General features: G+C 70.4%; 20 protein-coding genes. 14 read left to right on the plus strand and 6 right to left on the minus strand.

The window, feature by feature from the left end; genetic code table 11:
• Window positions 1–50: 50 nt before the first annotated feature.
• The 5 genes from Vqi01_RS14040 to tkt are packed head-to-tail and all read right to left on the minus strand — an operon-like array spanning window position 51 to window position 7,662.
• The gene (locus Vqi01_RS14040; protein ID WP_204035225.1) at window positions 51–1,067 is read right to left on the minus strand and encodes a glucose-6-phosphate dehydrogenase assembly protein OpcA; all 1,017 of its coding nucleotides are present in this window, start codon (window positions 1,065–1,067) and stop codon (window positions 51–53) included.
• Window positions 1,064–2,578: a glucose-6-phosphate dehydrogenase gene (gene zwf / locus Vqi01_RS14045; protein ID WP_204035226.1), complete on the minus strand. Its 1,515-nt coding sequence runs from the start codon at window positions 2,576–2,578 to the stop codon at window positions 1,064–1,066. The genes Vqi01_RS14040 and zwf overlap by 4 nt, the downstream gene beginning before the upstream one ends.
• A gap of 37 nt (window positions 2,579–2,615) precedes the next feature.
• Window positions 2,616–4,253: a glucose-6-phosphate isomerase gene (locus tag Vqi01_RS14050; protein ID WP_204035227.1), complete on the minus strand. Its 1,638-nt coding sequence runs from the start codon at window positions 4,251–4,253 to the stop codon at window positions 2,616–2,618.
• A gap of 48 nt (window positions 4,254–4,301) precedes the next feature.
• On the minus strand, window positions 4,302–5,507 hold the full coding sequence (gene tal / locus Vqi01_RS14055) for a transaldolase (protein ID WP_204035228.1): 1,206 nt from the start codon (window positions 5,505–5,507) through the stop codon (window positions 4,302–4,304).
• Between the two features lie 16 nt (window positions 5,508–5,523).
• A complete protein-coding gene (tkt, locus tag Vqi01_RS14060; RefSeq protein ID WP_204035229.1) occupies window positions 5,524–7,662 on the minus strand; it encodes a transketolase in 2,139 nt (712 codons plus the stop codon).
• Between the two features lie 268 nt (window positions 7,663–7,930).
• On the opposite strand from tkt, the gene Vqi01_RS14065 reads away from it, so the two are divergent.
• The 3 genes from Vqi01_RS14065 (at window position 7,931) to Vqi01_RS14075 (ending at window position 10,648) form a co-directional block, all read left to right on the plus strand.
• Window positions 7,931–8,887 carry a heme o synthase gene (locus tag Vqi01_RS14065; protein ID WP_204035230.1) on the plus strand — a complete coding sequence of 319 codons (957 nt, stop codon included), beginning with the start codon at window positions 7,931–7,933 and terminating at the stop codon, window positions 8,885–8,887.
• A gap of 462 nt (window positions 8,888–9,349) precedes the next feature.
• Window positions 9,350–9,685 carry a hypothetical protein gene (locus Vqi01_RS14070; protein ID WP_204035231.1) on the plus strand — a complete coding sequence of 112 codons (336 nt, stop codon included), beginning with the start codon at window positions 9,350–9,352 and terminating at the stop codon, window positions 9,683–9,685.
• Between the two features lie 6 nt (window positions 9,686–9,691).
• Window positions 9,692–10,648, plus strand: coding sequence for an ATP-grasp domain-containing protein (locus Vqi01_RS14075; protein WP_204035232.1), 957 nt, complete (start codon window positions 9,692–9,694; stop codon window positions 10,646–10,648).
• Between the two features lie 166 nt (window positions 10,649–10,814).
• Here the strand turns inward: Vqi01_RS14075 and Vqi01_RS14080 are convergent, their stop codons facing one another.
• A complete protein-coding gene (locus Vqi01_RS14080) occupies window positions 10,815–11,786 on the minus strand; it encodes a COX15/CtaA family protein (RefSeq protein WP_204035233.1) in 972 nt (323 codons plus the stop codon).
• A 98-nt stretch (window positions 11,787–11,884) separates the two neighbouring features.
• On the opposite strand from Vqi01_RS14080, the gene Vqi01_RS14085 reads away from it, so the two are divergent.
• The 11 genes from Vqi01_RS14085 (at window position 11,885) to Vqi01_RS14135 (ending at window position 23,590) form a co-directional block, all read left to right on the plus strand.
• On the plus strand, window positions 11,885–12,637 hold the full coding sequence (locus Vqi01_RS14085) for a helix-turn-helix transcriptional regulator (RefSeq protein WP_204035234.1): 753 nt from the start codon (window positions 11,885–11,887) through the stop codon (window positions 12,635–12,637).
• The gene (gene sufB / locus Vqi01_RS14090; protein ID WP_204035235.1) at window positions 12,638–14,068 is read left to right on the plus strand and encodes a Fe-S cluster assembly protein SufB; all 1,431 of its coding nucleotides are present in this window, start codon (window positions 12,638–12,640) and stop codon (window positions 14,066–14,068) included.
• A gap of 82 nt (window positions 14,069–14,150) precedes the next feature.
• Window positions 14,151–15,293: a Fe-S cluster assembly protein SufD gene (sufD, locus tag Vqi01_RS14095; RefSeq protein ID WP_204035236.1), complete on the plus strand. Its 1,143-nt coding sequence runs from the start codon at window positions 14,151–14,153 to the stop codon at window positions 15,291–15,293.
• A complete protein-coding gene (locus Vqi01_RS14100) occupies window positions 15,293–15,637 on the plus strand; it encodes a non-heme iron oxygenase ferredoxin subunit (protein WP_204035237.1) in 345 nt (114 codons plus the stop codon). The genes sufD and Vqi01_RS14100 overlap by 1 nt, the downstream gene beginning before the upstream one ends.
• Complete coding sequence (sufC, locus tag Vqi01_RS14105) at window positions 15,637–16,410, plus strand: Fe-S cluster assembly ATPase SufC (protein WP_204035238.1); 774 nt, start codon at window positions 15,637–15,639, stop codon at window positions 16,408–16,410. The genes Vqi01_RS14100 and sufC overlap by 1 nt, the downstream gene beginning before the upstream one ends.
• Before the next feature lie 31 nt (window positions 16,411–16,441).
• Window positions 16,442–17,746: a cysteine desulfurase gene (locus Vqi01_RS14110; protein ID WP_204035239.1), complete on the plus strand. Its 1,305-nt coding sequence runs from the start codon at window positions 16,442–16,444 to the stop codon at window positions 17,744–17,746.
• A gap of 45 nt (window positions 17,747–17,791) precedes the next feature.
• Window positions 17,792–18,268, plus strand: a complete 477-nt coding sequence (gene sufU, locus Vqi01_RS14115) for a Fe-S cluster assembly sulfur transfer protein SufU (RefSeq protein WP_204035240.1) — start codon at window positions 17,792–17,794, stop codon at window positions 18,266–18,268.
• Window positions 18,265–18,699, plus strand: coding sequence for a metal-sulfur cluster assembly factor (locus tag Vqi01_RS14120; protein ID WP_204035241.1), 435 nt, complete (start codon window positions 18,265–18,267; stop codon window positions 18,697–18,699). The genes sufU and Vqi01_RS14120 overlap by 4 nt, the downstream gene beginning before the upstream one ends.
• Before the next feature lie 112 nt (window positions 18,700–18,811).
• The gene (locus tag Vqi01_RS14125) at window positions 18,812–19,678 is read left to right on the plus strand and encodes a sulfurtransferase (protein WP_204035242.1); all 867 of its coding nucleotides are present in this window, start codon (window positions 18,812–18,814) and stop codon (window positions 19,676–19,678) included.
• 176 nt (window positions 19,679–19,854) lie between these two features.
• Window positions 19,855–20,481, plus strand: a complete 627-nt coding sequence (locus tag Vqi01_RS14130) for a LysE family transporter (protein ID WP_239098387.1) — start codon at window positions 19,855–19,857, stop codon at window positions 20,479–20,481.
• A 409-nt stretch (window positions 20,482–20,890) separates the two neighbouring features.
• Complete coding sequence (locus Vqi01_RS14135) at window positions 20,891–23,590, plus strand: LamG-like jellyroll fold domain-containing protein (RefSeq protein WP_239098388.1); 2,700 nt, start codon at window positions 20,891–20,893, stop codon at window positions 23,588–23,590.

The raw sequence follows: 23,590 nt of genomic DNA on the forward strand, positions 1-23,590 counted from the left end.
TGGTCCTTCCGCGACCGCGCGGCGGTCGTGTCGTGCCATTGATGGAGATGTCAGGATCCGCTGTTGGTCGTGGCGTGCGCGGTGACGCCCGCCTCGGCCCGTTGGGCGGTGGCCGGATCCTTCCAGACGTGCACCCGCCGGCCGGGCCGCCGGTCCAGGTTGGTCAGACCGGCGAAGGCACCCAGCGCGTCCGCGTACACCTGGTCGGAGCCGAGCCGGCGCAGTTCCTCGGCGAGTTCGTCACCGAGTGGCCGGCGGACCAGCGGCAGCGTCCGGTCATCCTGGCCGGTGCGCCGGAAGACGGCCATGCTGTCGTCACGGGTCAGCGTCAGCTCGTCGCCGTTGGCGCAGCGCAGTTGCACCTCGCGCATGCGCGGGAACTCCCGGGTGCGCTCCCAACGCGGTTTGATGCCCAGCCGGCTGCGCAGCCAGCCGCGCATCAACGCGGCGGTCGGGTCGGTCGGCGGCGCGACCACCACGGCCTCGGTGAGCTGCGCCTCGGTGGTGTCGAACGCACCGGCGACCAGGGTGCGCCACGGGGTGATCCGCGTCCAGGCGAGGTCGGTGTCGCCCGGGGCGTAGTCGCGGGCACGCTGCCGAAGCGCCTCGATCGGGTCGGGGGCCTGGGCGCTGTCGGTGATCCGCCGATCGGCGACCACCCCGAGGAAGTCGGTGGCGATCTCGTCCGGCGGTTCGCCGTGCCACCAGGTGACCACGGGCACGTCCGGCGCCAGCAGCGGCATCACCACCGATTCGGCGTGCAGGGCCAGCCGCCCGTACATCCGCATGACCACCGCCTCGCACGGGCCGAGCCGCCCACCCACGACGATCTCCGCGTCCAGCCGGCTGCGGTCCCGCTCCACGTCGGAGCGGACGACCACCAGCAGCCGGCACGGGTGCGCGGCGGCGGCGATGGTGGCTGCGGCCTCCGCGTCGCGGACCCGCTTCTCGTCCACCACCACGATCAGGGTCAGCGCCATGCCGCTGGCCACCCCACCGGCGCTGCGTCGCTCGGCGGCGAGTGCCTTGACCACCTCGTTGCCGGTGGTGTCCCACAGTCCGATCATGCTCGTCTCCAAGCCCGGCCCTCGCGGGCCAGCATCTCGTCGGCGGCCCGTGGGCCCCACTCGCCGGCGCGGTAGGGCTCCGGCTTCGTGCCCTCCCAGGCGTGTTCCAGCGGGTCCACCACGGCCCAGCTCTGTTCGACCTCGGCGGCGTCCGGGAAGAGCGTCCGGTCGCCGACCAGCACGTCCAGCACCAGCCGCTCGTACGCCTCCGGGCTGGCCTCGGTGAACGCCTCGCCGTACTGGAAGTCCATCGCGATGTCGCGGACCTCCATGGTGGTGCCCGGCACCTTGGAGCCGAATTTGAGCACCACACCTTCGTCCGGCTGCACCCGGATGACCAACTGGTTGTTGCCGAGCATCTCCATGTCGGCCGGGTTGAACGGCAGGTGCGGCGCCTTCTTGAAGATCACCGCGACTTCGGTGACCCGCCGCGGCAGCCGCTTGCCGGCCCGGATGTAGAACGGCACCTCGGCCCAGCGGCGGTTCTGGATGCCGAGCCGGACCGCCACGTACGTCTCGGTGATCGAGGTCGACGGGACCCCGTCCTCCTCCAGGTAGCCCTTGGCCCGCTGGCCACCGACCCAGCCGGGCAGGTACTGCCCGCGTACGGTGCCCTCCGTGACGTCCTGCGGCAGGGTGATCGCCTTGAGCACCTTCAGCTTTTCGGCCCGGATCTCGTCGGCGTCGAAGCTGGTCGGCTCCTCCATGGCGACCAGGGCCAGCAGTTGCAGCAGGTGGTTCTGCAACACGTCGCGGGCGGTGCCGACCGAGTCGTAGAAGCCGGCCCGGCTGCCGATCCCGACATCCTCGGCCATGGTGATCTGCACCGAGTCGACGTACTGCGAGTTCCACAGGGGCTCGAAGAGGCTGTTGGCGAAGCGTAGGGCGAGGATGTTCTGGACCGTCTCCTTGCCCAGGTAGTGGTCGATGCGGAACACGTCCTGCCGGGTGAACACGTCGTCGACCAGGTCGTTGAGCGCCTTGGCCGAGGACAGGTCGTGCCCGAACGGCTTCTCCACCACCACCCGGCGCCAGCCGCCGCACTTCTCGTTGTCGGCCATGCCGGTGCGGGCCAGCTGCTTGAGTACGACCGGGAAGGCCGCCGGTGGGATGGAGAAGTAGAAGGCCGCGTTGCCGTGGATGCCGTGGCTGTCCCGCAGGGACTCGATGCAGTTGGCGAGCCGGTCGAAGGCGGCGTCGTCGTCGAACGAGCCGCCGACGAACTTGATGTTCTGCTCCAGCCGTGACCAGACCTCCTCCCGCCACGGGGTGCGGGAGTGTGCCTTGGCCGCGTCGTGGGCCAGCGACGCGAAGTCGCCGTCGGCCCAGTCTCGTCGGGCGAACCCGACGACCACGAAGCCGGGCGGCAGCAGCCCCCGGTTGGCCAGGTCGTACACCGCCGGAAGCAGTTTCTTCTGGGCCAGGTCACCGGTCACTCCGAAGATCACCAGAGCACAGGGCTCCGGGATCCGCGGCAGTCGCCGGTCCTGCGGGTCGCGCAGCGGGTTCACGCCGCCTCCTCGCTCCGCTCGTCCACGTCGTCCATCGTCATGCCCGCAGCGACCCGACCGCGTCGAACAGTTGGGCCAGGCCCCTCGTCCGGTCGGTCAGGTGCAGGTGCAGCAGCGGGCGTTCGCGACCGGCCAGGGCCTGGCGGTCGCCGGCGGCCTGCGCCGCCTGTAGTTCCCCGAAGGAGTACGGCCGTCCGGGCACCGGCAGATCAACGTTGACCGTACCGGTCACTTGAAGAAAACTACCCACCTGTGGGCCGTCCGCGTGGTACCGCTCGATGAGGTGACGGTGGCGCGATCCCCAACCGAAGGTGACCGGCCGCCCGGTGGCGTCGGCCAGCAGCGGACGCAGCCGGGCCGCGGCGACGTCGGCGTGCCGGTCGAGGTACGCGACCACCGCCAGGTGGCCCTCCTCGCCCAAGCCGTGCAGCAGGTGGCGCAGGGCACCGGCGAGGTCGGCCGGGGCGCCCGGCGGAGCGTACACCTCGATCGCACCCTGGACGGCCGACGGCGCCTGTCTCGGCGGCTCGACCGGGACCGTCGGGATCCGCTCGCCGGTCCTCACGGCCGGCGCGTCGAACGGGCCGACCCCGAGCACGGTGGCGGCGACCGCGGCGGCGTACTGCCAGGCCAGGAACTGGGCGCCGAGCGGGCCGTTGACCGCGATGTCGGCCGCCGGGCCGGCGGCGGGCACGTCGCCGGCGGTGAGCGCACCGCCGTAGCTGACGGTGAGCACGTCGGCGCCGGACACCCCGGGAGCTTCCGGCGACTCGACCACCACCGGCAGGATGCCGAGACCGTCCCGGCCGGTGTCGGCGAGCAACTGCGCCACCCACTCGCCGAGCCCTTCCAGGCCGCTGCCGTCGGCGACCAGCGCGACCTTGTCCCGCCCGGTCGTCGCGGCGGCGGCCAACGCGGTGCCGAGCGCCAGGGCGGGGTTGTCCTCCGGCCGGCCCAGTGACGGCGCGAACTCCTCGGCCTGGTCGAGCAGGTCGGCCACGGCGACGCCGGCCAGCGCGCAGGCGACCAGTCCGTACGCGGTCAGCGCGCGGGAGTGATCGGCCACCCCGGGGTCGGCCGGCACGGTGATCGCGCCCAGTTCGGCGGCGACCGCCTCCAGCGGGGAACCCGGGGCGGTGACGACGACGAAGTGTCGCCCCGCCTCGGCCTCGGTCATCCCCGCGTCCAGGAACGCCTGCCGGTAGGCGCGCCGGTAGCTGTCGAGCTGCACCGTGTCGTCGGAGCGGCCGGCCAGCACGACCACGGTGCGGGCCAGCCGATCGGCCAGCGTGGCGCGGACCTGGCCGGGGTCGGCCGTGTCGAGCACGGTCAGCGGCCGGCCCGTGGTCCGCGCTACGGCCTCGGCCGCGAGCGTCGCGTCACCCGTGCCGGTGAGCACCACGTGGTCCAGGTCGGCCAGCTCCGTCGTCAGCTCCGCGAACTGGGGGAGCAGCTCGCGGACGCGGTGGTGGGTGTCGAGCCGACCCGGCCCGGCTGCGGCGCCAGCCGCCGGCGGACCCCACAACGTCGGGTCCCCCGCGGCCAGCCGGCCCGGTACGTCGGCGTCGACCAGCGCCTGCCGAACGGAGGCCGGCGCGTTGGCGTCGACGATCCGTGCGCCGTACACCGCGAGACCGCCGCCGGCCTCGCCGGGTGCGTCCAGCAGGTCACCCACGCCGCCACCCGAACGGGGTGGCGGCGTGGGTGGGGCCGGAGAGCACCGTCACGCATTTCCTCCGGCCCGCGCGGCGGCGTCGGCGTTGTTCCGGGCGGCCTCGCCCGGACTGTCGGTGCCCTGCCCGGCGGCGGCCAGCGACTTGCGGACGCCGTCGAGCAACTCGTTCCAGCTCGCCTCGAACTTCTCCACGCCCTCACGTTCCAGGGTGTCGATCACGTCGGCCATGTCCACGCCCACCGATGCGAGGTCCGCGAAGACCTGCCGGGCGTCGTCGTACGCGCCGGTGACGGTGTCGGGGCGGGTCTCGCCGTGCTCGGCGTAGGCGTGGACGACCGGTTCCGGCATGGTGTTGACCGTGCCGGTGGCGATCAGTTCCTCGACGTAGATCACGTCCCGGTAGTCCGGGTTCTTGGTCGAGGTGGACGCCCAGAGCGGACGCTGCGGGTGCGCCCCGGCGCTGGCCAGGGCCTGCCAGCGGTCGGAGGAGAAGACTTCGCTGTAGCGCTCGTAGGCCAGTCGGGCGTTGGCCACCGCGGCCCGTCCCTTGAGTCCCAGCGCGCGCTCCTTGCCCGCGCTGTCCGACGCCTCGCCGGCGATCCGGTCCAGTCGCTTGTCCACCTCGGTGTCGACCCGGGAGACGAAGAACGAGGCCACCGAGCCGATCTTCGACAGGTCGTGACCGTTGGCCCTGGCCTGCTCCATGCCGGCGAGGAAGGCCTCCATCACCTGCGAGTAGCGGTCCAGCCCGAAGATGAGGGTGACGTTGACGCTGATCCCCTCGGCCAGCGTGGCGGTGATCGCCGGCAGGCCGGCCTCGGTCGCCGGGATCTTGATGAACAGGTTCGGCCGGTCCACCAGCCACCACAGTGCCTTGGCCTCAGCGACGGTACGCGGCGCCTCGTGGGCCAGTCGCGGGTCCACCTCGATGGAGACCCGGCCGTCGACGCCTGCGCTGGCGTCGTACTCCGGGCGCATCACGTCGCAGGCCCACCGTACGTCGTACGTGGTGAGCATGCGGACCGCCTCCTCGACCTCGATGCCTCGGGTGGCCAGGTCGCGCAGCTGCCAGTCGTACTCGTCGGCGTCGCTCAACGCCTTCGCGAAGATCGTCGGGTTGGTGGTCACCCCGACGACGTGCTTCTCCCGGCGCAGCTGGTCCAGCCCGCCGGAGCTCAGTCGTACCCGGGAAAGATCGTCGAGCCAGACCGCCACTCCCGCAGCGGTCAGCTCGCCCAGCCGGTCGGTCGTCATGTGGCCAACGCTCCCCTCAGTTGCCGGTCGTGAAACCGGTGATGTCACCGACCCGGGTCAGCGCCGCGTGCGCGGCGGCGACGATCCGGTCCGGAGTGAAGCCGAACTGTTCGAAGAGCACGGAGTGCGGGGCACTCGCGCCGTAGTGCTCGAGGCTGACGCTCTCGCCGCAGTCGCCGACGATCGCGCGCCAGGACATCGCGATGCCCGCCTCCACGCTCACCCGGGCCTTGATCCCGCGCGGCAGCACCGACTCCCGGTACGCCTCGTCCTGCTCGAAGAACCACTCCTGGCAGGGCATCGAGACCACCCGGGTGGGCGTGCCGTCGGCCTCCAGCCGCTCCCGAGCGGTCAGGCAGAGCTGCACCTCCGAGCCGGTGCCGACGAGGATCACCTGCGGCTTGGCGTTGGACGCCTCGGCGAGCACGTAGCCGCCCCTGGCGACGCCGTCGGCCCCGGCCAGTTGGGACCGGTCCAGGGTGGGCAGCGCCTGGCGGCTCAGCGCCAGCGCCGTCGGCCGGTCGGTGTTCTCCAGCGCCCGCCGCCAGGCCCACGCCGTCTCGTTGGCGTCGGCGGGGCGGACCACGTCCAGGCCGGGGATGGCCCGCAGCGCGGTGAGGTGCTCCACCGGCTGGTGGGTCGGGCCGTCCTCGCCGAGCCCGATGGAGTCGTGCGTCCAGACGTAGATGACCGGCAGCTTCATCAGCGCGGCCAGCCGCACCGAGGGGCGCATGTAGTCGCTGAACACCAGGAAGGTGCCGCCGTAGGGGCGGGTGCCGCCGTGCAGGGCGATGCCGTTGAGGATCGCGCCCATGGCGTGTTCGCGGATGCCGAAGTGCAGCGTGCGGCCGTACTCGTGGCCGGGGAACTCCTTGGTGGCGTACTGGCTGGGCACGAAGGAGGGCTCACCCTTCATCGTGGTGTTGTTGCTCTCGGCCAGGTCGGCCGAGCCGCCCCACAGCTCGGGCAGCACGGGGGCGAGCGCGGCCAGCACCTTGCCGGAGGCGGCCCGGGTGGCGATGCCCTTGGCGTCGGCCGGGAACTCCGGCAGCGCCTTGGTCCAGCCCTCGGGCAGGACCCGGCCGGCCAGCCGGTCGTAGAGCGCGCGGCGCTGCGGGTTGGCCTCGGACCAGGCGTCGAAGGCGGTCGTCCACTCCTGCTGTGCGGCTTCGCCCCGGCTCAGCGCCTGGCGGCTGTGGGCGAGCACCTCCTCGCTGACCTGGAAGGACGCGGCCGGGTCGAAGCCGAGGATCCGCTTGGTGGCGGCCACCTCGTCGGCGCCCAGCGCCGAACCGTGGATCTTGCCGGTGTTCTGCTTGTTCGGCGCCGGCCAGCCGATGATGGTGCGCAGCGCGATGAACGACGGGCGGCCGGTCTCCGCCTTGGCGGCCAGCAGCGCCTGGTACAGCTCCTCGACGTCCTCGTGGTAGTCGCCCTGGTCGGCGTCGCCGCGCCGCCAGTCGACCGTCTGTACGTGCCAGCCGTACGCCGCGTAGCGGGCCGCCACGTCCTCGCTCAGGGCGATGCGGGTGTCGTCCTCGATCGAGATCTCGTTGTCGTCGTAGATCACGCAGAGGTTGCCCAGCTGTTGGTGCCCGGCCAGGGCGCTGGCCTCGTGGCTGATGCCCTCCTCGATGTCGCCGTCAGAGGCGATGCACCAGATGTGGTGGTCGAAGACCGACTCACCGGGCTCGGCCTCCGGGTCGAACAGGCCGCGCTCGCGGCGGGCCGCCATGGCCATGCCGACGGCGTTGCCGAGACCCTGCCCGAGCGGGCCGGTGGTGGTCTCTACACCCGGGGTGTGGCCGTGCTCGGGGTGCCCCGGGGTGAGTGAACCCCACTGCCGCAGCGACTTGAGGTCGTCCAGGTTCAGCGGGTAGCCAGCCAGGAAGAGCTGGATGTAAAGGGTCAGGCTGGAGTGGCCGGCGGAGAGCACGAAGCGGTCCCGGCCGGGCCACAGCGGGTCGGCGGGGCTGTGTCGCATGACCCGGTTGAAAAGTAGGTACGCCGCGGGGGCGAGACTCATCGCGGTGCCCGGGTGGCCGTTGCCGGATTTCTCCACGGCGTCCATGGCCAGTACGCGGACGGTGTCCACGGCACGGCGGTCGAGATCGGTCCAGTCGAGTGCGGGGGGCGTGGATCGGTTGGCTGCCACGGTGGTTATTGCTCCTCGGCGAGATGGGCGGAACCCTCACTGGTGACCCTATCGAGCGGTGCTAAACGTGTGCCCGAGGATCTCAGCATGCTGGTCTGTACGTTTTCAGTCGCCGCCGAGGTTCAGTCCCCGGTGTGACGGTCCGCACCGTTGCCGGGTCGCCCGGGCAGCCAAAACGACAGCGCGTAGTGTGTGGGGCGGTGTGCTGGCCCGTAGCCGGTCCGGCCACCCCGAACTTCCCCCCGCTGACGCCGGAAGGTGACGATCCGTGAGCATGATCACCGAGCGCCCGGTCCGCAACTCTGCCGGACAGTCGCCGGTGGGCGCGGCGGAGGAGACCCCCGGCCGTTCCCGGGACCTGCGGGTGGTGCTGGCGGCGTACGTCACGCTGACCAAGCCGCGGATCGTCGAGCTGCTGCTGGTGACCACCGTGCCGGCGATGATGCTCGCGCACGGCGGGATGCCGTCGCTCTGGCTGGTCGCCGTGGTGCTGGTCGGTGGCTCACTCGCCGCCGGCGCGGCCAGCGTGATCAACTGCTACGTCGACCGCGACATCGACGAGGTGATGCGGCGGACCAAGCGTCGGCCGCTGCCGGCGCACACCGTGACCCCCCGCAACGCCCTGATCTTCGGCCTGGTGCTGGCGGCGGTCTCGTTGGCGATCATGACGGCCTTCACCAACCTGCTGGCCGCCGGGCTCACGCTGGCCGCCATCCTGTACTACGACGTGGTCTACACCCTCTGGCTCAAGCGCACCACGGCGGCGAACACCTTCTGGGGTGGGGCCTGTGGAGCGGCTCCGGTGCTGATCGGCTGGGCGGCGGTGACCGGGTCGCTGTCGCCGATGGCCTGGGCGCTGTTCGCGGTGGTCTTCTTCTGGCAGCTGCCGCACTTCTACCCGCTGGCGATGAAGTACAAGGACGACTACGCCCGCGCGGGCATCCCGATGCTGCCGGTAGTGGCCTCCGTCCGGCGGGTCAACGCCGAGATCGTGCTCTTCTCCTGGCTGACCGTGCTCACCTCGCTGGCCGTCTGGGCGCTCGGCCTGAGCCCGATCTACGGCGTACCGACCCTGGTGGTCGGCGCGGTCTTCCTCATCGAGGCGCACAAGCTCGCCGGTCGGGCCAGCCGGGGCGAGGCGGTCAAGCCGATGCGGCTGTTCCACTGGTCGACGACCTACCTGACCATCGTCTTCGCCGCCGCCGCCCTCGACGCCCTGCTGTAAGGAAGGGCCCCCTCTTAACGCCTCGTGCATAGGAAGGGCCCCTTCTTAACACGCAGCCAGGTGGATCGCGGCGAGCAGGCGTTTTCGAAGTGGGCTTGCCGGGTCCGCGTCCCGGGTGGAGTACCGCACAGGCAGGCGGGTTGGTCGCGGCGAGCAGGCGGGTGGACCGTCGTACCAGCAGGCGGGTGGATCGTCGGCAAGTGGCGCGGCGCCGGCCGGTGCAAGTAGGCGGGTAGATGGCGATAAATGCCGCATGTTCTGGTTCGACGACACGATTCGCATCAGGGGTGGTCCGCGTCATAGGCCCCATTGCAGGCGTTTTCTGGGCAGCGTTAAGGGCCGTTTCGCCCGGAAGAATCCGGGCGAAACACCCTCCGGCCTGCTTAAACGAAGGCGTAATGGGTATCACAAAAGGTTCATGGTTCTCGCCCGTCCGGGTGCTGGTCTGCATAGGCTCGGGTCATGACAGATGGTTCCGACACGATGCTGACGGCTGATCAGACCGCGGCCGGGCAGCCGTCCAGCGGCGTGGTCGCGGGTATCAAGTCGTTCGCCGCCGAGCACGGCGGAGCGAAGGCGGTCATCGAGTACGTCGGCAAACGCGGCGCACGGATCGTCCTGGTGGGCTCCGACGGCGCGTGGGGCGACCAGTTCGCGGAGGACACGGTCAAGGCCCGCGAGGCCTGCGCGCAGGCCGGGGTCGACGTGGAGAACGCGTGGGAGCGGGAACTGATGGACCAGATGCGCCCGAGCAACGACCTCTGGCGTTCGATGGCCCGGCGCACGATGGCCCGTTGAGATAAATTGACCAACCACCACCAGTCGACCCGGGGGGAACCCCGGGTCGCTCTCGTCACCTGCGCGGAACTACCCGAACTCGACGCGGACGACCGCCTCGTCCAGGGTCCGCTGTCCGCGCGCGGGATCGCCGCGGAGCCCGCCGTCTGGGACGACCCGACCGTCGACTGGACGGCGTACGACCTGGCGGTGCTCCGCTCGCCCTGGGACTACATGCCGCGGCGTGACGAGTTTGTCGCCTGGGCCACTCGGGTGCCCAGGCTGGCCAACCCGGCCGATGTGGTGCGCTGGAACACCGACAAGCGCTACCTGGACGAGCTCTCCTCCGCCGGTGTACCGGCGGTGCCGACCGGCTGGGTGTCGCCCGGCGAGCCGTGGCAGCCGCCCGCCGACCGGGGCGAGTACGTCATCAAGCCCGCCATCAGCGCCGGCAGCCGGGACACCGGCCGCTACGACCTGGCCGACCCGGAACACCGGCGACTGGCGCTGGCTCATGTGCGGCGGCTCGGCGCGGCCGGCCGGGTGAGCATGGTCCAGCCGTACCTCCGCGCCGTCGACACCGCCGGTGAGACCGCGCTGCTCTACCTCGCCGGCCCGGACGGCCTGATTTTCAGCCACGCGATCCGCAAGGGGCCGATGCTGACCGGGCCGGACGAGGGCGTCGAAGGGCTGTACAGGGCCGAAGAGGTGGCCCCGCGTACCGCCGACAGCGCCCAGCTCGCCGTGGCGGAGCGGGCCCTGGCCGCGGTGCCGGGCGGATCGGATCGCCTGCTCTACGCCCGGGTGGATCTGATTCCAGGTCCCGACGGCACTCCCGTGTTGGTGGAGTTGGAGCTGACCGAGCCCTCGCTGTTCATCGGGTACGCCGAGGGCGCTCCGGACCGCCTCGCCGAGGCCATCCGCATCCATCTGGGGCGCGACCGCCGATCCGGGCACGCCCACGCCGCGGGCGTCGCACCGTGACGCCCGACGTCTGACCCGTCCAGCGACGCGCGATCCGGCACCCGGCGCGTCATCCGGCCCGGCGCTCGGCGCGCGTCATCCGGCGTGCCAACCGGGACGGCACCCGGCGCGCGCCAACTGGCACGGCACCCGGCACCGCACCCGCGCCCCAGGTCGGCGTCGTTGCTCAGGCGGGGACCGGCTGCTCGGCGGACGCGATCGGCGCGGCCGCCCGCGGTGCCGTGTCGAGCGGGCGACGCTCGCGGATCGACCAGAGCACCGACAGGGTGGCGAGCCAGACCAGGCAGGATCCGAGCATGTGTGCGCCGACCAGCAGTACGGGCAGGTTCGTGAAGTACTGCACGAAGCCGATCACGCCCTGGGCAAGCTCGACCAGGAACAGCGTGCGGGCGGCGCGTACGGCCGACGCCGGGGCGCCGGCCGCGTGCAGGGCCAGCCAGAGCCCCACGGTCAGGCCGACGAGGAGGAAGACGAGGTCGGCGTGGATCTGGGAGATCGCCTGGGGGTCGAGACCGTTGCGGATCGCGTCGGCGTCGCCGGCGTGCGGACCACTGCCGGTCACCGCGACCCCGGCCACGATCACCGCCGCGCTGACCACCACCGTGCTCCAGGTCAGGGCCTGCAGCGCCGGGGGGACCAGCGGGGTCTTCGGCCCGTCCGGCTCACCGGTGCGGCGCCACAGGGCGTACGCGACGAGCAGCAACAGCATCGACACCACGAAGTGGATGCCCACGATCGAGGGGTGCAGTTGGGTGCGTACGGTGATCCCGCCGATCACGGCCTGGGCGATGATGCCGACGACCACGCCCAGCGCGAGCGGCACCACGCCCCGTCGGCGCGGCCGGTGCGCCAGCGCGGCCAGCAGGGTGGCACCCGCGATCAGCACCAGAACGAAGGTGAGCAGCCGGTTGCCGAACTCGATCGCCCCGTGCACGCCCATCTCGTCGGTGGCGACGTACGACTCGTCGGTGCAGCGGGGCCAGGTGGGACAGCCGAGCCCGGAGGCGGTCAGCCGGACCGCCCCGCCGGTGACCACGATCACCGCGTTGGCGACGATGTTGGCGAACGCGAGACGACGCAGCAGGGTGGCGGAGACCGGAAACCGGGCAGATCGCTTCACGCAGCGAATCCTACGCACCGTAGTTGACCCCGATCGGGTGACTCCGGCCCTCCGGTGGTTCGGATCACCGGGTCCGGAATTTGCGGGGCCTGGACGAATTACGTAACGTGGGTGTTGTGAAAAAGGCGGCAGGGTTCTCCGGGCACCAGCCGGCGGCTGATTCGGCCGTCGGTCGGTCCGCGCCGTCTGCTGACCGGTCGACCCGCGACCGGGTCACCCAGCTGCTGCTGGAACGGCGGGCAGCCACCGCCGCCCAGTTGGGTGACGCGCTGGGGCTAAGCCCGGCGGCGATCCGCCGGCACCTCGACGCGATGCTCGCCGAGGGTGACGTGGTCTCCCGCGAGCAGACCGTACGCGGCCACCGCGGCCGGGGCCGGCCGGCCAAGGTGTTCCTGCTGACCGACGCCGCCCGTAGCCGGTGCGGCACCCATCACTACGACAACATGGCCACCGCCGCGCTGCGCTGGATCGCCCGTACCGGTGGCGCGCGGGCGGTGGAGGAGTTCGCCGCCGAGCAGGTGGCCGCCCTGGAGGAGCGCTGTCGGGCCGCCCTGGCCCACGCCGGGGACGATCCGATGGCCCGTGCGGAGGCACTCGCCTCGGCGCTGACCGCCGAGGGATACGCTGCCAGTGCGTCCACGATCGCTTCCGGCGGCCAGCTCTGCCAGCACCACTGCCCGGTGGCGCACGTGGCCGCCGAGTTCCCCCAGCTGTGCGAGGCCGAGACCACGGTGATCTCCCGCCTGGTCGGCACCCACGTGCAGCGCCTGGCCACCATCGCGCACGGCGACGGGGTGTGCACCACGCACATTCCCGGTCCGCCGCCTGCCCAGTCCGGTAAGACCGTCACCACTGTGAGGGACAGATAGATGACCGAGCAGATCGTCCAGCCCCTGACCCAGGAGGAGCAGCTCGCTGCCCTGGGCAATTACGAGTACGGCTGGGCCGACCCGGACGTCGCCGGCGCTGCCGCCCAGCGTGGTCTCAACGAGGCGGTGGTGCGGGACATCTCGGCCAAGAAGAACGAGCCGGCCTGGATGCTCGACCTGCGGCTGAAGGGGCTGCGACTGTTCGAGCGCAAGCCGATGCCGGCCTGGGGCGCCGACCTCACCGGGATTGACTTCGACAACATCAAGTACTTCGTGCGCTCCACCGAGAAGCAGGCCACCAGCTGGGAGGACCTGCCCGAGGACATCAAGAACACGTACGACCGGCTGGGCATCCCGGAGGCGGAGAAGCAGCGCCTCGTGGCCGGTGTGGCGGCGCAGTACGAGTCCGAGGTGGTCTACCACAAGATCCGTGACGACCTGGAGGAGCAGGGTGTCGTCTTCCTCGACACCGACACCGCCCTCAAGGAGCACGAGGACCTGTTCAAGGAGTACTTCGGCACGGTGATCCCGGTCGGCGACAACAAGTTCGCCGCGCTGAACACTTCCGTGTGGTCCGGTGGCTCGTTCATCTACGTGCCGAAGGGCGTGCACGTGGAGATCCCGCTGCAGGCGTACTTCCGGATCAACACCGAGAACATGGGCCAGTTCGAGCGGACGCTGATCATCGTCGACGAGGGCGCGTACGTGCACTACGTCGAGGGCTGCACCGCGCCCATCTACTCCTCCGACTCGCTGCACAGCGCGGTGGTCGAGATCATCGTCAAGAAGAACGCCCGGTGCCGCTACACCACCATCCAGAACTGGTCGAACAACGTCTACAACCTGGTCACCAAGCGCGCGGTGTGCCACGAGGGCGCGACCATGGAGTGGGTCGACGGCAACATCGGCTCCAAGGTGACCATGAAGTACCCGGCGGTCTACATGACCGGCGAGCACGCCAAGGGCGAGGTGCTCTCGGTGGCCATGGCCGGCGAGGGCCAGCACCAGGACGCGGGCGCCAAGATGGTGCACGCCGCGCCGCACACCAGCAGCACCATCGTGTCGAAGTCGATCGCCCGGGGCGGCGGCCGCACCTCGTACCGTGGGCTGGTGCAGGTGCTGGAGGGCTCGCACAGCAGCGCCAGCACGGTCAAGTGCGACGCGCTGCTGGTCGACACCATCTCCCGCTCCGACACCTACCCGTACGTCGACATCCGTGAGGACGACGTGTCGATGGGGCACGAGGCCACCGTCTCCAAGGTCAGCGAGGACCAGCTCTTCTACCTGATGAGCCGGGGCCTGAGCGAGGACGAGGCGATGGCGATGATCGTGCGCGGCTTCATCGAGCCGGTCGCCAAGGAACTGCCGATGGAGTACGCCCTGGAGCTCAACCGCCTGATCGAGTTGCAGATGGAGGGCGCGGTCGGCTGACCCGCCCCCGCCGGCGGGCCGGCGCATGCCGGCCCGCCACCGAAGCACCAGACCGTCGTCGCAAGAACAGACCAAGGACGAGATGACTACCCAGGCTTCCGCGCCGCCCAGCACCAAGTCGCAGGCGCTTCGCTCGTACGACGTCGCCGACTTCCCGGCCCTCACCGGCCTCGAGGAGGAGTGGCGCTTCACCCCGCTCAAGCGACTGCGCGGGCTGGTCGGCGACGTTCCGACCGCGACCGGCACGGTTCGCCACGAGTACGCCGACCTGCCCGAAGGCGTCACCGTCGAGCGGATCGCGAAGGACGACCCGCGGGTCGGCAGTGTGCTGACCCCGGTCGACCGGGTCAGCGCGCTCGGCTACGGGGGTGCGGCCGAGGCGCTGCTGGTGCAGGTCGCCCGTGAGGCCGTGGTGGCCGAGCCGGTGACCCTGCGGGTGGTCGGTGAGGGCACCGACGGGCTGGCCTTCGGGCACACCTTCGTGCAGGTGGAGCGGTTCGCCGAGGCCACCCTGGTGGTGGAGCACGTCGGTTCGGCGACGCTCGCCGACAACGTCGAGGTGACGGTGGCCGACGGGGCGAAGCTGACCCTGGTCACCGTCGCCGACTGGGCCGACGACGCGGTGCAGGCGCAGCACCTGAAGGTGAAGCTGGGCCGCGACGCGCGTGTGGTGCACGTCCAGGTCAGCCTCGGTGGCGACCTGGTTCGGCAGTACACGTCGGTCGAGTACACCGACCGGGGCGGCGAGGCCGAGCTGTACGGCCTCTACTTCGCCGACTCGGGGCAGCACCTGGAGCACCGCCAGTTGGTCGACCACACCGTGCCGGACTGCCGCAGCTACGTCGGCTACCGGGGCGCGTTGCAGGGGGCCAGCGCCCGCACGGTCTGGGTCGGCGACGTGCTGATCCGTGCCGAGGCGACCGGCACCGACACGTACGAGATCAACCGGAACCTGCTACTCACCGACGGCGCGCGGGCGGACTCCGTACCCAACCTGGAGATCGAGACCGGCGAGATCGCCGGCGCCGGCCACGCGAGCGCGACCGGCCGTTTCGACGACGAGCAGCTGTTCTACCTGATGGCCCGGGGCATCCCGGAGGCCGAGGCTCGGCGCCTGGTGGTGCGTGGCTTCTTCGCCGAGCTGCTGAACAAGATCCCGGTCGAGGAGCTGCGCGAGCGCCTCGGTGCGGCGATCGAGGCGCGCCTCGCGAAGGCCGGCGCCTGATGATCCGCATCTGTTCCACCGAGGACGTGCCGAAGGGCACCGCGATCAGCGCCGACGTCGACGGCACGCAGGTTGCGCTGGTGCACGCCGAGGACGGCAACTTCTACGCCATCTACGACGAGTGCTCGCACGCCGCGGTGCCGCTGTCGGAGGGGGAGGTGGAGGGCTGCACGCTGGAGTGCTGGCTGCACGGCTCCCGCTTCGACCTGCGCACCGGTGAGCCGACCGGGCTGCCCGCCACCGAACCCGTTCCTGTCTATTCCGTCGAAGTCCGCGACGGCGACATTTATCTTTCCGTGGGCGACGACGGCCGCCCGATGCCGAGCAATGGAGTGACCCGATAATGAGCACCCTGGAGATCCGTGACCTGCAGGTGTCGGTCAAGCTGCCCGACGGTGAGCTCAAGCCGATCCTGACCGGCGTCGACCTGACCGTGCGCTCCGGCGAGACCCACGCGATCATGGGCCCGAACGGCTCCGGCAAGTCGACCCTGGCGTACGCGGTCGCCGGCCACCCGAAGTACGAGATCACCGGCGGCTCGGTGACTCTGGACGGCGAGGACGTCCTCGCGCTCTCCGTCGACGAGCGGGCCCGCGCCGGCCTCTTCCTGGCCATGCAGTACCCGGTCGAGGTGCCCGGCGTGTCGGTGGCGAACTTCCTGCGTACCGCCAAGACCGCGATCGACGGCGAGGCGCCGAAGCTGCGCACCTGGGCCGGCGAGCTGCGCGGTGCCATGGAGCGGCTGCACATGGACCCGGCCTTCGCCCAGCGCAACGTCAACGAGGGCTTCTCCGGCGGTGAGAAGAAGCGGCACGAGATCGTGCAGCTGAAGCTGCTCAAGCCGAAGATCGCCATCCTGGACGAGACCGACTCGGGCCTGGACGTGGACGCGCTGCGCGTGGTCAGCGAGGGCGTGAACCAGGTGCGCGACACCGGCGACACCGGGCTGCTGCTGATCACCCACTACACCCGGATCCTGCGCTACATCAAGCCGGACTTCGTGCACGTCTTCGTCGGCGGCCGGATCGTCGAGGAAGGCGGCCCGGAGCTGGCCGACAAGCTCGAGGATGAGGGCTACGAGCGGTACGCGGCCGGGGCCGGGTCGGCGCGAGCCTGATTTCTTCCGAAGGGAAAGGCCGGTCACGACGATGACCACCATCGCGATCCCGCCGGGGATGCCACAGTACGACGACGTGCCCCGCTACGACGTGGCGGCGGTACGCGCCGACTTCCCGATCCTCGACCGGGAGATCAACGGCCACCCGCTGGTCTACCTGGACAGCGCCAACACCTCCCACAAGCCGCGCCAGGTGCTCGATGTGCTGCGCGAGCACTACGAGCGGCACAACGCCAACGTGTCGCGCTCGGTGCACACCCTGGGCACCGAGGCCACCGAGGCGTACGAGGGGGCCCGGGGCAAGATCGCCGCGTTCGTCAACGCGCCCAGCGTCGACGAGGTGGTGTTCACCAAGAACTCCACCGAGGCGATCAACCTGGTGGCGTACGCCTTCTCCAACGCCTCGCTGCGCCCCGACGCGGACGAGAGGTTCCGGCTCGGGCCGGGTGACGAGATCGTCATCTCCGAGATGGAGCACCACTCGAACATCGTCCCGTGGCAGTTGTTGGCCGAGCGCACCGGCGCGACGCTGCGCTGGTTCCCGGTCACCGACTCCGGCCGGCTGGACGAGTCGGGGCTGACGGACCTGGTCAACGAGCGGACGAAGATCGTCTCGCTGGTGCACATGTCCAACATCCTCGGCACGGTCAACGCCACCGAGCGGATCACCGCGCGGGTCCGCGAAGTGGGGGCGCTGCTGCTGCTCGACTGCTCGCAGTCGGTGCCGCACATGCCGATCGACGTGGTCGACCTGGACGCCGACTTCATCGTCTTCACCGGACACAAGATGTGCGGCCCGACCGGCATCGGGGTGCTCTGGGGCCGGGCGGAGCTGCTCGCGACGATGCCACCGGTGCTCGGCGGCGGCTCGATGATCGAGACGGTGACGATGGGTGGCTCCACGTTCGCCGCGCCGCCGGCCCGCTTCGAGGCGGGCACCCCGCCGATCGCTGAGGCGGTTGCGCTCGGCGCCGCCGTGGACTACCTCTCCGGCCTGGGCATGCGGGCCGTGCAGTGGCACGAGAAGGAACTGACCGCGTACGCGCTGGATGCCCTGGCCACCGTGCCCGGCCTGCGGATCTTCGGCCCGGACGTGCCGGTCGGGCGGGGCGGGACGATCTCCTTCGCCCTCGGCGACGTGCATCCGCACGACGTCGGCCAGGTCCTCGACTCGCTCGGCGTGCAGGTGCGGGTCGGCCACCACTGCGCCCGGCCGGTCTGCACCCGGTTCGGGGTGCCCGCGACGACCCGCGCCTCGTTCTACCTCTACACCACGATGGAGGAGATCGACGCTCTGGTCGCGGGTCTGGAACAGGTGCGGAAGGTGTTCCGATGAGCCGGGCGACGCAGGAGCCCGGCGAATCGGCGGGAGTCCGGCCTGATGCAGCTTGAGTCTCTCTACCAGGAGATCATCCTGGACCACTACAAGCATCCGCACGGTCGCGGCCTGCGTGACGCCGCCGATCCGGCCGACCAGGTCGGCGAGGCGCACCACGTCAACCCGACCTGCGGTGACGAGGTGACCATCCGGGTGGCCACCGACGGCGACACGCTGCACGATGTGTCGTACGACGGGATGGGCTGCTCGATCAGCCAGGCGTCCGCGAGCGTGCTGCACGAGTTGCTGACCGGCCGGGCCGCGAGTGAGGCGTTCGAGGTGCACGCGGCGTTCGTGGCGCTGATGTCCGGCCGTGGCCAGGTCACGCCGGATGAGGACGTGCTCGGTGACGGGGTGGCGTTCGAGGGCGTGGCCCGCTACCCCGCCCGGGTCAAGTGCGCGCTGTTGCCGTGGATGGCGTTCAAGGACGCCGCGGCACGCGCCGGTGTGGGCGTGAGCCCGACGGAGGTGAAGGCATGAGCGAGGAAACTGCCAGCACGCCGGAGGTGGGCGCCGTGGCAACCGACGACGCGACGACGCCGACGGCCGGTGGCGAGGCCGCCGCGGTCGAGTCGGCTGGCGGCCCGAAGGCCGCCGCCGCTGACGTCGAGGAGGCGATGAAGGACGTCGTCGACCCGGAGCTGGGCATCAACGTGGTCGATCTGGGCCTGGTGTACGGCGTCCACGTCGACGACGACAACGTGGCCACCCTGGACATGACGCTGACCTCGGCGGCGTGCCCGCTGACCGACGTGATCGAGGACCAGGCGCGGCAGGCGCTGACCACCGGCCCGGGTGGCGGCCTGGTCAAGGACATGCGGATCAACTGGGTCTGGCTGCCCCCGTGGGGGCCGGACAAGATCACTGACGAGGGTCGGGACCAGCTTCGCTCCCTCGGCTTCAACGTCTGACCGGTCTTCCGTCGATCGCCGTCGAGCGCGTCGCCCATCCGGGTGACGCGCTCGACGCGCGTCATTCCGACTGTTTTGGTAGGGAATAGCGCCGATGGCATCAGGAGGACCCATGGCTGACCTGCCCACCCCGCTCGTGTCCACCGAGTGGCTGGCCCAACACCTCGACGACCCGAAGCTGCGAATCCTGGACGCCACGGTGCACCTGGCCGCGCCGACCGAGGCGGGCGGGAAGTGGAGCCAGACGTCCGGTCGCCCCGACTACCTCACCGCCCACATCCCCGGCGCGGCGTTCGCGGACATCATCGACGATTTCTCCGAGCCGGACGGCGGCTGGTTCACCAAGCCATCTCCCGAACGGTTCGCCGCGGCGGCCGGCCGGCTGGGCATCGGCACCGACACGGCGGTCGTCGTGTACGCGGCCAACGTGTTCTGGGCCACCCGGCTGTGGTGGCTGCTGCTCGCCAACGGCTTCGACAACGTGGCGGTGCTCGACGGCGGGTTCGGCAAGTGGACCGCCGAGGGCCGGCCCACCCGGTCCGGGGCGGAGAGCTACCCGCCGGCGGAATTCGTCGGCACCCCTCGGCCGGAGCTCTTCGCCGAATTCGACGAGGTCAAGCAGGTGGTGGAGAGCGGCAGCGGCGCCTGCTTGATCAACTCGCTGTCGCCGGAGGACCACCACGCCACCGAGACGATCAGCTACGCGCGGCCGGGCCGGATCCCGGGCAGCCGCAACGTCTTCGTCGCCGCCCTGCTCGACCCCGCTGACGGGACGTTCCGGCCGGTGCCGGAGCTGCGTGAGATCTTCAAGGAGGTGCAGGCCCAGCCGGGGCGGAAGGTCACCTACTGCGGCGGCGGGATCGCTGCCACCGGGGACGCCCTGGCGCTGCGCCTGATCGGCGAGACCGACGTGGCGGTCTACGACGGCTCGCTGTGGGAATGGACCAACGATCCGTCCCTGCCGCTCGAGGTCGGCTGAGCGCAGCAGCGCTGCCGTAACGGGCGCGAATAATGCGTGGTCCCGGTGGCGGCACCGACGCAGGATGGTGCGGTGATCGAGCCGTACCCGACGATGCCGCCCACGGTCGCCACGACCACCGCCGTGACCCGGCAGCGGACCGTGCCCGGGATAGCCTCGCCGCACCGGTCGCTGTCGTGACCACGGCGTTCCTCGCCGGCCTGATCGCCGGCTACGGTGTCGCCATCCCGGTCGGCGCGATCGCCGTACTCATCCTCGGGCTCGCCGTGCGCACCTCGTTCCGGGTCGGTGCGTCCGGCGCGCTCGGGGTGGCCACCGCCGACGGGGTCTGTGCCGGCGTCGCGGCGTTCGGTGGCGCCATCGTCGCCGGGTGGCTGGCGCCGCTCGCCACGCCGCTGCGGCTGGCCGCGGCGGCGGTGCTGTTCGCCCTCGCCGCCCACGGGGCGTGGCGGGCCCTGCGCGTTCCCGGCCCGACACGTCCGGCGGGTGAGCGGCGTGGGTTGGACACTCCGGTGCGGGCGTTCGTCGGGATTCTCGCGCTGACCCTGCTCAACCCGGCCACTGTCGTTTATTTCACGGCGCTGGTGCTCGGCCGGGCGGACCTGGGTGGCTCCGGTACGGCCATCGCCGCCCTCTTCACCCTCGGGGTGTTCATCGCCTCGGCCAGTTGGCAGTTGCTGATCGCCGCGGGCGGCCGGGTGGTCGGCCGGGTGCTCACCAGCGACCGTGGTCGCCTGGTCACCGCCCTGCTCTCCAGCGCCATCATCGCGGCCCTCGCCGCCAGCATGCTCTTCAGCCACTGACGGTCGCCGCCGCCCGGGCTGTACACGTGTTGGTGCGAGAACCCGACGGGGACTCGGCCGGCTGACGCGCGGCCCAGTGCCTCCGGGCTGCGACGCCGGAAGGACGAGATGATCGGCTTTGATCACGAGCTGTAAACGCGATCTTCCTGACAGTGTTGATCGAATGCCGCAGATGCCCGCCCGATGAGGTTGACGAATCGAAATACGCAAGCGAGGGTGGTGATCATTTCTCGCGGGGGAGGGCGCTCCTTTGGTCAATCATGTGTGGTCTTCGGCTGTTCAAGCATGGCCCGGACGATCGCGCCGGATGGCGGTCGCGGTGGCGGTCGCATTGGTCGGGTCAGGGCTTGGTGTGGTGGCTGGTGGGTCCGAAGTCGCTATCGCGGCCACCGCTGATCCGGATTGCTCGGTGACGGTGGCTGCTGACGAGGCGGCTGCGGCCGCTTTGGCCGCCGAGTGCGGTGTGGCCGTGGAGGCGTTGAGCGAGCGGACCGAGTTCGAGCAGGTGATGGTGGAGCCGTCGGGTACGCAGACGCTGACGGTGGCGGCGGTGCCGCAGCGGATGCGCCGGACTGACGGCTCGTGGGCTGCTATCGATCCGACCCTGTCGGTGGTGGGTGATTCGGTGGTGCCGGCGGCAACGCTGGCGGATGTCAGGTTCTCGGCGGGCGGGTCGGGACCGATGGCGACATGGCAGGTTGGCGGAGCAGCGTTCACCCTGTCATGGCCGTTAGGGGCGCTGCCGGTGCCACGACTGGTAGGTGCCACGGCCGTGTATGACGACGTGCTGCCCGGGGTGAACCTGCACGTCACCGCGCTGCTGGAGGGATTCACACACTCGGTGGAGATTTCGAGTCCGGCGGCGGCGAATCCCCAGGTGCGCCAGCTGCAGTATGTGATGGGCGGGGACGTGCAGGTTGAGCCGATTGCAGATGGTGGGCTGCGGCTGGTCGAACCCGCTGGAGAGACCGTGGCGACCACTTACGCGGCGTCGATGTGGGATTCGTCGCTGGACCCTGCCATCGCTGGTGAGGTTGAGGCGTCACGCGGTGGTGATCGGGAACAGGCTGAGCCGGCGACCGGCGCGGAGCCGGGGGTCACGTCGAAGCGTACGGATGTGGCCGTCGGGGTCTCTGAGAACGACCTGACCGTGTTCGTGGACGAGGCCATGCTGGACGATCCGGAGGTTACGTGGCCGGTGTTCGTGGACCCGCCGTTCAACGGGTTGCGGTCGAAGTGGGCCTACGCGAACAACGCCAACAAGAACTGGGACGTGGGAAACCGTGCCTGGGTTGGGCGCAACTCCTACGACGGTGTGCTGTACCGGTCGTTCTTCGACTTCAACATCTCGTCGTTGCGGCACGCTGAGACTGTGGTTCTGTCGGCGAAGGTGACGATGGTGCTGGATCACTCGTGGTCGTGTGATCCGACGGCGGTGCATCTGTACCGCACGAACACGGACGGGATCACGGTTTCCAGCGGCGGCCGGATGAACTGGTCGACGCGGCCGCTGCCGTCGTCGTACCGGTTGACGTCGTGGTCAGGTAACGCCAACGAGGCGGGTGGTTGCGGCAAGACCCAACCGGACGCAGATGCGGTGTTCGAGAGCACCACCATGAAGAACGACGTGCAGGCGCGGGCACGGGCCAACGCGACGACCTACACGGTCGGCCTGTGTGCCTGCAACGCCGACGGCGATTACGAGTCCTCGCAGGGCCGGTGGAAAAAGTTCTACACCAACAAGACGTACCTGATCGTGACGTACGACCGGAAGCCGAACCCTCCGGTGGGGCAGGCGTTCTCGGCGACGACGGATTGTTACAAGGCGTGCACGTCGCCGGCGGTGGTGCGGACGACGACCCCGACGTTGGTGGCGAGTGTGTCGGATCCGTACAACGGAAATCTGCAGACGACGTTCGAGGTGCGTACGTCGGCGTCGGCGTCGGCGACGTTGGTGGCGGGCAATTCATCGGCGCCGGTGAAGACGGCGGCGCCGGGTACGGCGAGGTGGCGGGTGCCGTCCGGGTTGGCCAACGGGTCGACGTACTACTGGCGAGCGCGCTCCACGGATGAGAACAAGCTGACGGGCGGCTGGTCGACGTGGCAGACGGTGAGTGTGGACACGTCACCGCCGGTGGTGTCGTCGGTGTCGTCGACGCAGTACCCGCTGCGGGAATGGGGTGCTGTGCTGGGCACCTCAGGAACGTTTGGGCTGACCGGCGGGTCGGATGTCGCGGAATTCACCTGGTCGGTGAACAGCGGATCGGCGACGACCGTCGCCGCGTCGGGTACGAATCCAAAGACGGCGTCGGTGACGCACAACCCGACGAAGGACATGGTCAGCACGCTGAGTGTGGTGGCCAAGGACATCGCCGGCAACACCAGCCAGACCTACCTGCACCAGTTCTGGGTGTCGCCGGTGCCGAACAAGTACGCCCGCTGGAAGCTCGACGAGACATCGGGCGGTACGGCGGCGGACTCGGGGTCGGGCGGTAGCGACCTGTCGCCGGGAACGGTGTCGGGGTCGGTGTCGTTCGTGCCGGGCTATCTGGGCAACGCCGCCTCGTTCAGCGGTGCCGGTGGTGAGATCGCCACGAGCGGGCCGGTGTTGGACACCACCAAGAGCTTCACGGTGATGGCGTGGGTCCGCGCGTCGGACCTGGCCGCGCACGACTATCAGGTGGTGCTGAGCCAGGACGGTGCGACGGCCAGTCGCTTCCAGCTCATGTACAACAAGGACGTCAACGGCGGTGCGGGTGGCTGGTGCTTCGCCATGCGGCCGATCGACGGTGGCGACTCGACGAGCGCCTGTACGGATGGATCCGCCTGGGGACTACCGACCGAGGGGATGTGGGTGCACCTGGCCGGGGTGTACGACGCGGCTGCAAACAGGATCCGTGCGTATGTGATGGGTGATCCGGTCAGCTGCGGTGGCGAGACCGCCGAGACGGCCTTCACCGGGACGTGGTCGGCGACCGGGCCGTTCGCGATCGGCCGAGCGCAGTCGTCGGGTTCGGCCGCGAACCGCTGGCGTGGAGAGATTGACGACGTTTACGCCTTCCAGCGGACGTTGTCGGCGTTGGAGATCTGCGAACAAGCCATCCAGTGA

It is taken from the genome of Micromonospora qiuiae (assembly GCF_016863555.1).
GTDB lineage: Bacteria > Actinomycetota > Actinomycetes > Mycobacteriales > Micromonosporaceae > Micromonospora > Micromonospora qiuiae.

Excerpts from the sequence above, each read along its gene's own strand:
- tal (WP_204035228.1), bottom strand. The coding sequence starts at position 5,507 with ATGACGACCGACCGGCTGGGCGAGCTGACCGCTGCGGGAGTGGCGGTC.
- sufB (WP_204035235.1), top strand. The coding sequence starts at position 12,638 with ATGACCGAGCAGATCGTCCAGCCCCTGACCCAGGAGGAGCAGCTCGCT.
- sufD (WP_204035236.1), top strand. The coding sequence starts at position 14,151 with ATGACTACCCAGGCTTCCGCGCCGCCCAGCACCAAGTCGCAGGCGCTT.
- Vqi01_RS14125 (WP_204035242.1), top strand. The coding sequence starts at position 18,812 with ATGGCTGACCTGCCCACCCCGCTCGTGTCCACCGAGTGGCTGGCCCAA.
- Vqi01_RS14120 (WP_204035241.1), top strand. The coding sequence starts at position 18,265 with ATGAGCGAGGAAACTGCCAGCACGCCGGAGGTGGGCGCCGTGGCAACC.
- Vqi01_RS14110 (WP_204035239.1), top strand. The coding sequence starts at position 16,442 with ATGACCACCATCGCGATCCCGCCGGGGATGCCACAGTACGACGACGTG.
- sufU (WP_204035240.1), top strand. The coding sequence starts at position 17,792 with ATGCAGCTTGAGTCTCTCTACCAGGAGATCATCCTGGACCACTACAAG.
- Vqi01_RS14040 (WP_204035225.1), bottom strand. The coding sequence starts at position 1,067 with ATGATCGGACTGTGGGACACCACCGGCAACGAGGTGGTCAAGGCACTC.
- Vqi01_RS14100 (WP_204035237.1), top strand. The coding sequence starts at position 15,293 with ATGATCCGCATCTGTTCCACCGAGGACGTGCCGAAGGGCACCGCGATC.
- sufC (WP_204035238.1), top strand. The coding sequence starts at position 15,637 with ATGAGCACCCTGGAGATCCGTGACCTGCAGGTGTCGGTCAAGCTGCCC.
- Vqi01_RS14070 (WP_204035231.1), top strand. The coding sequence starts at position 9,350 with ATGACAGATGGTTCCGACACGATGCTGACGGCTGATCAGACCGCGGCC.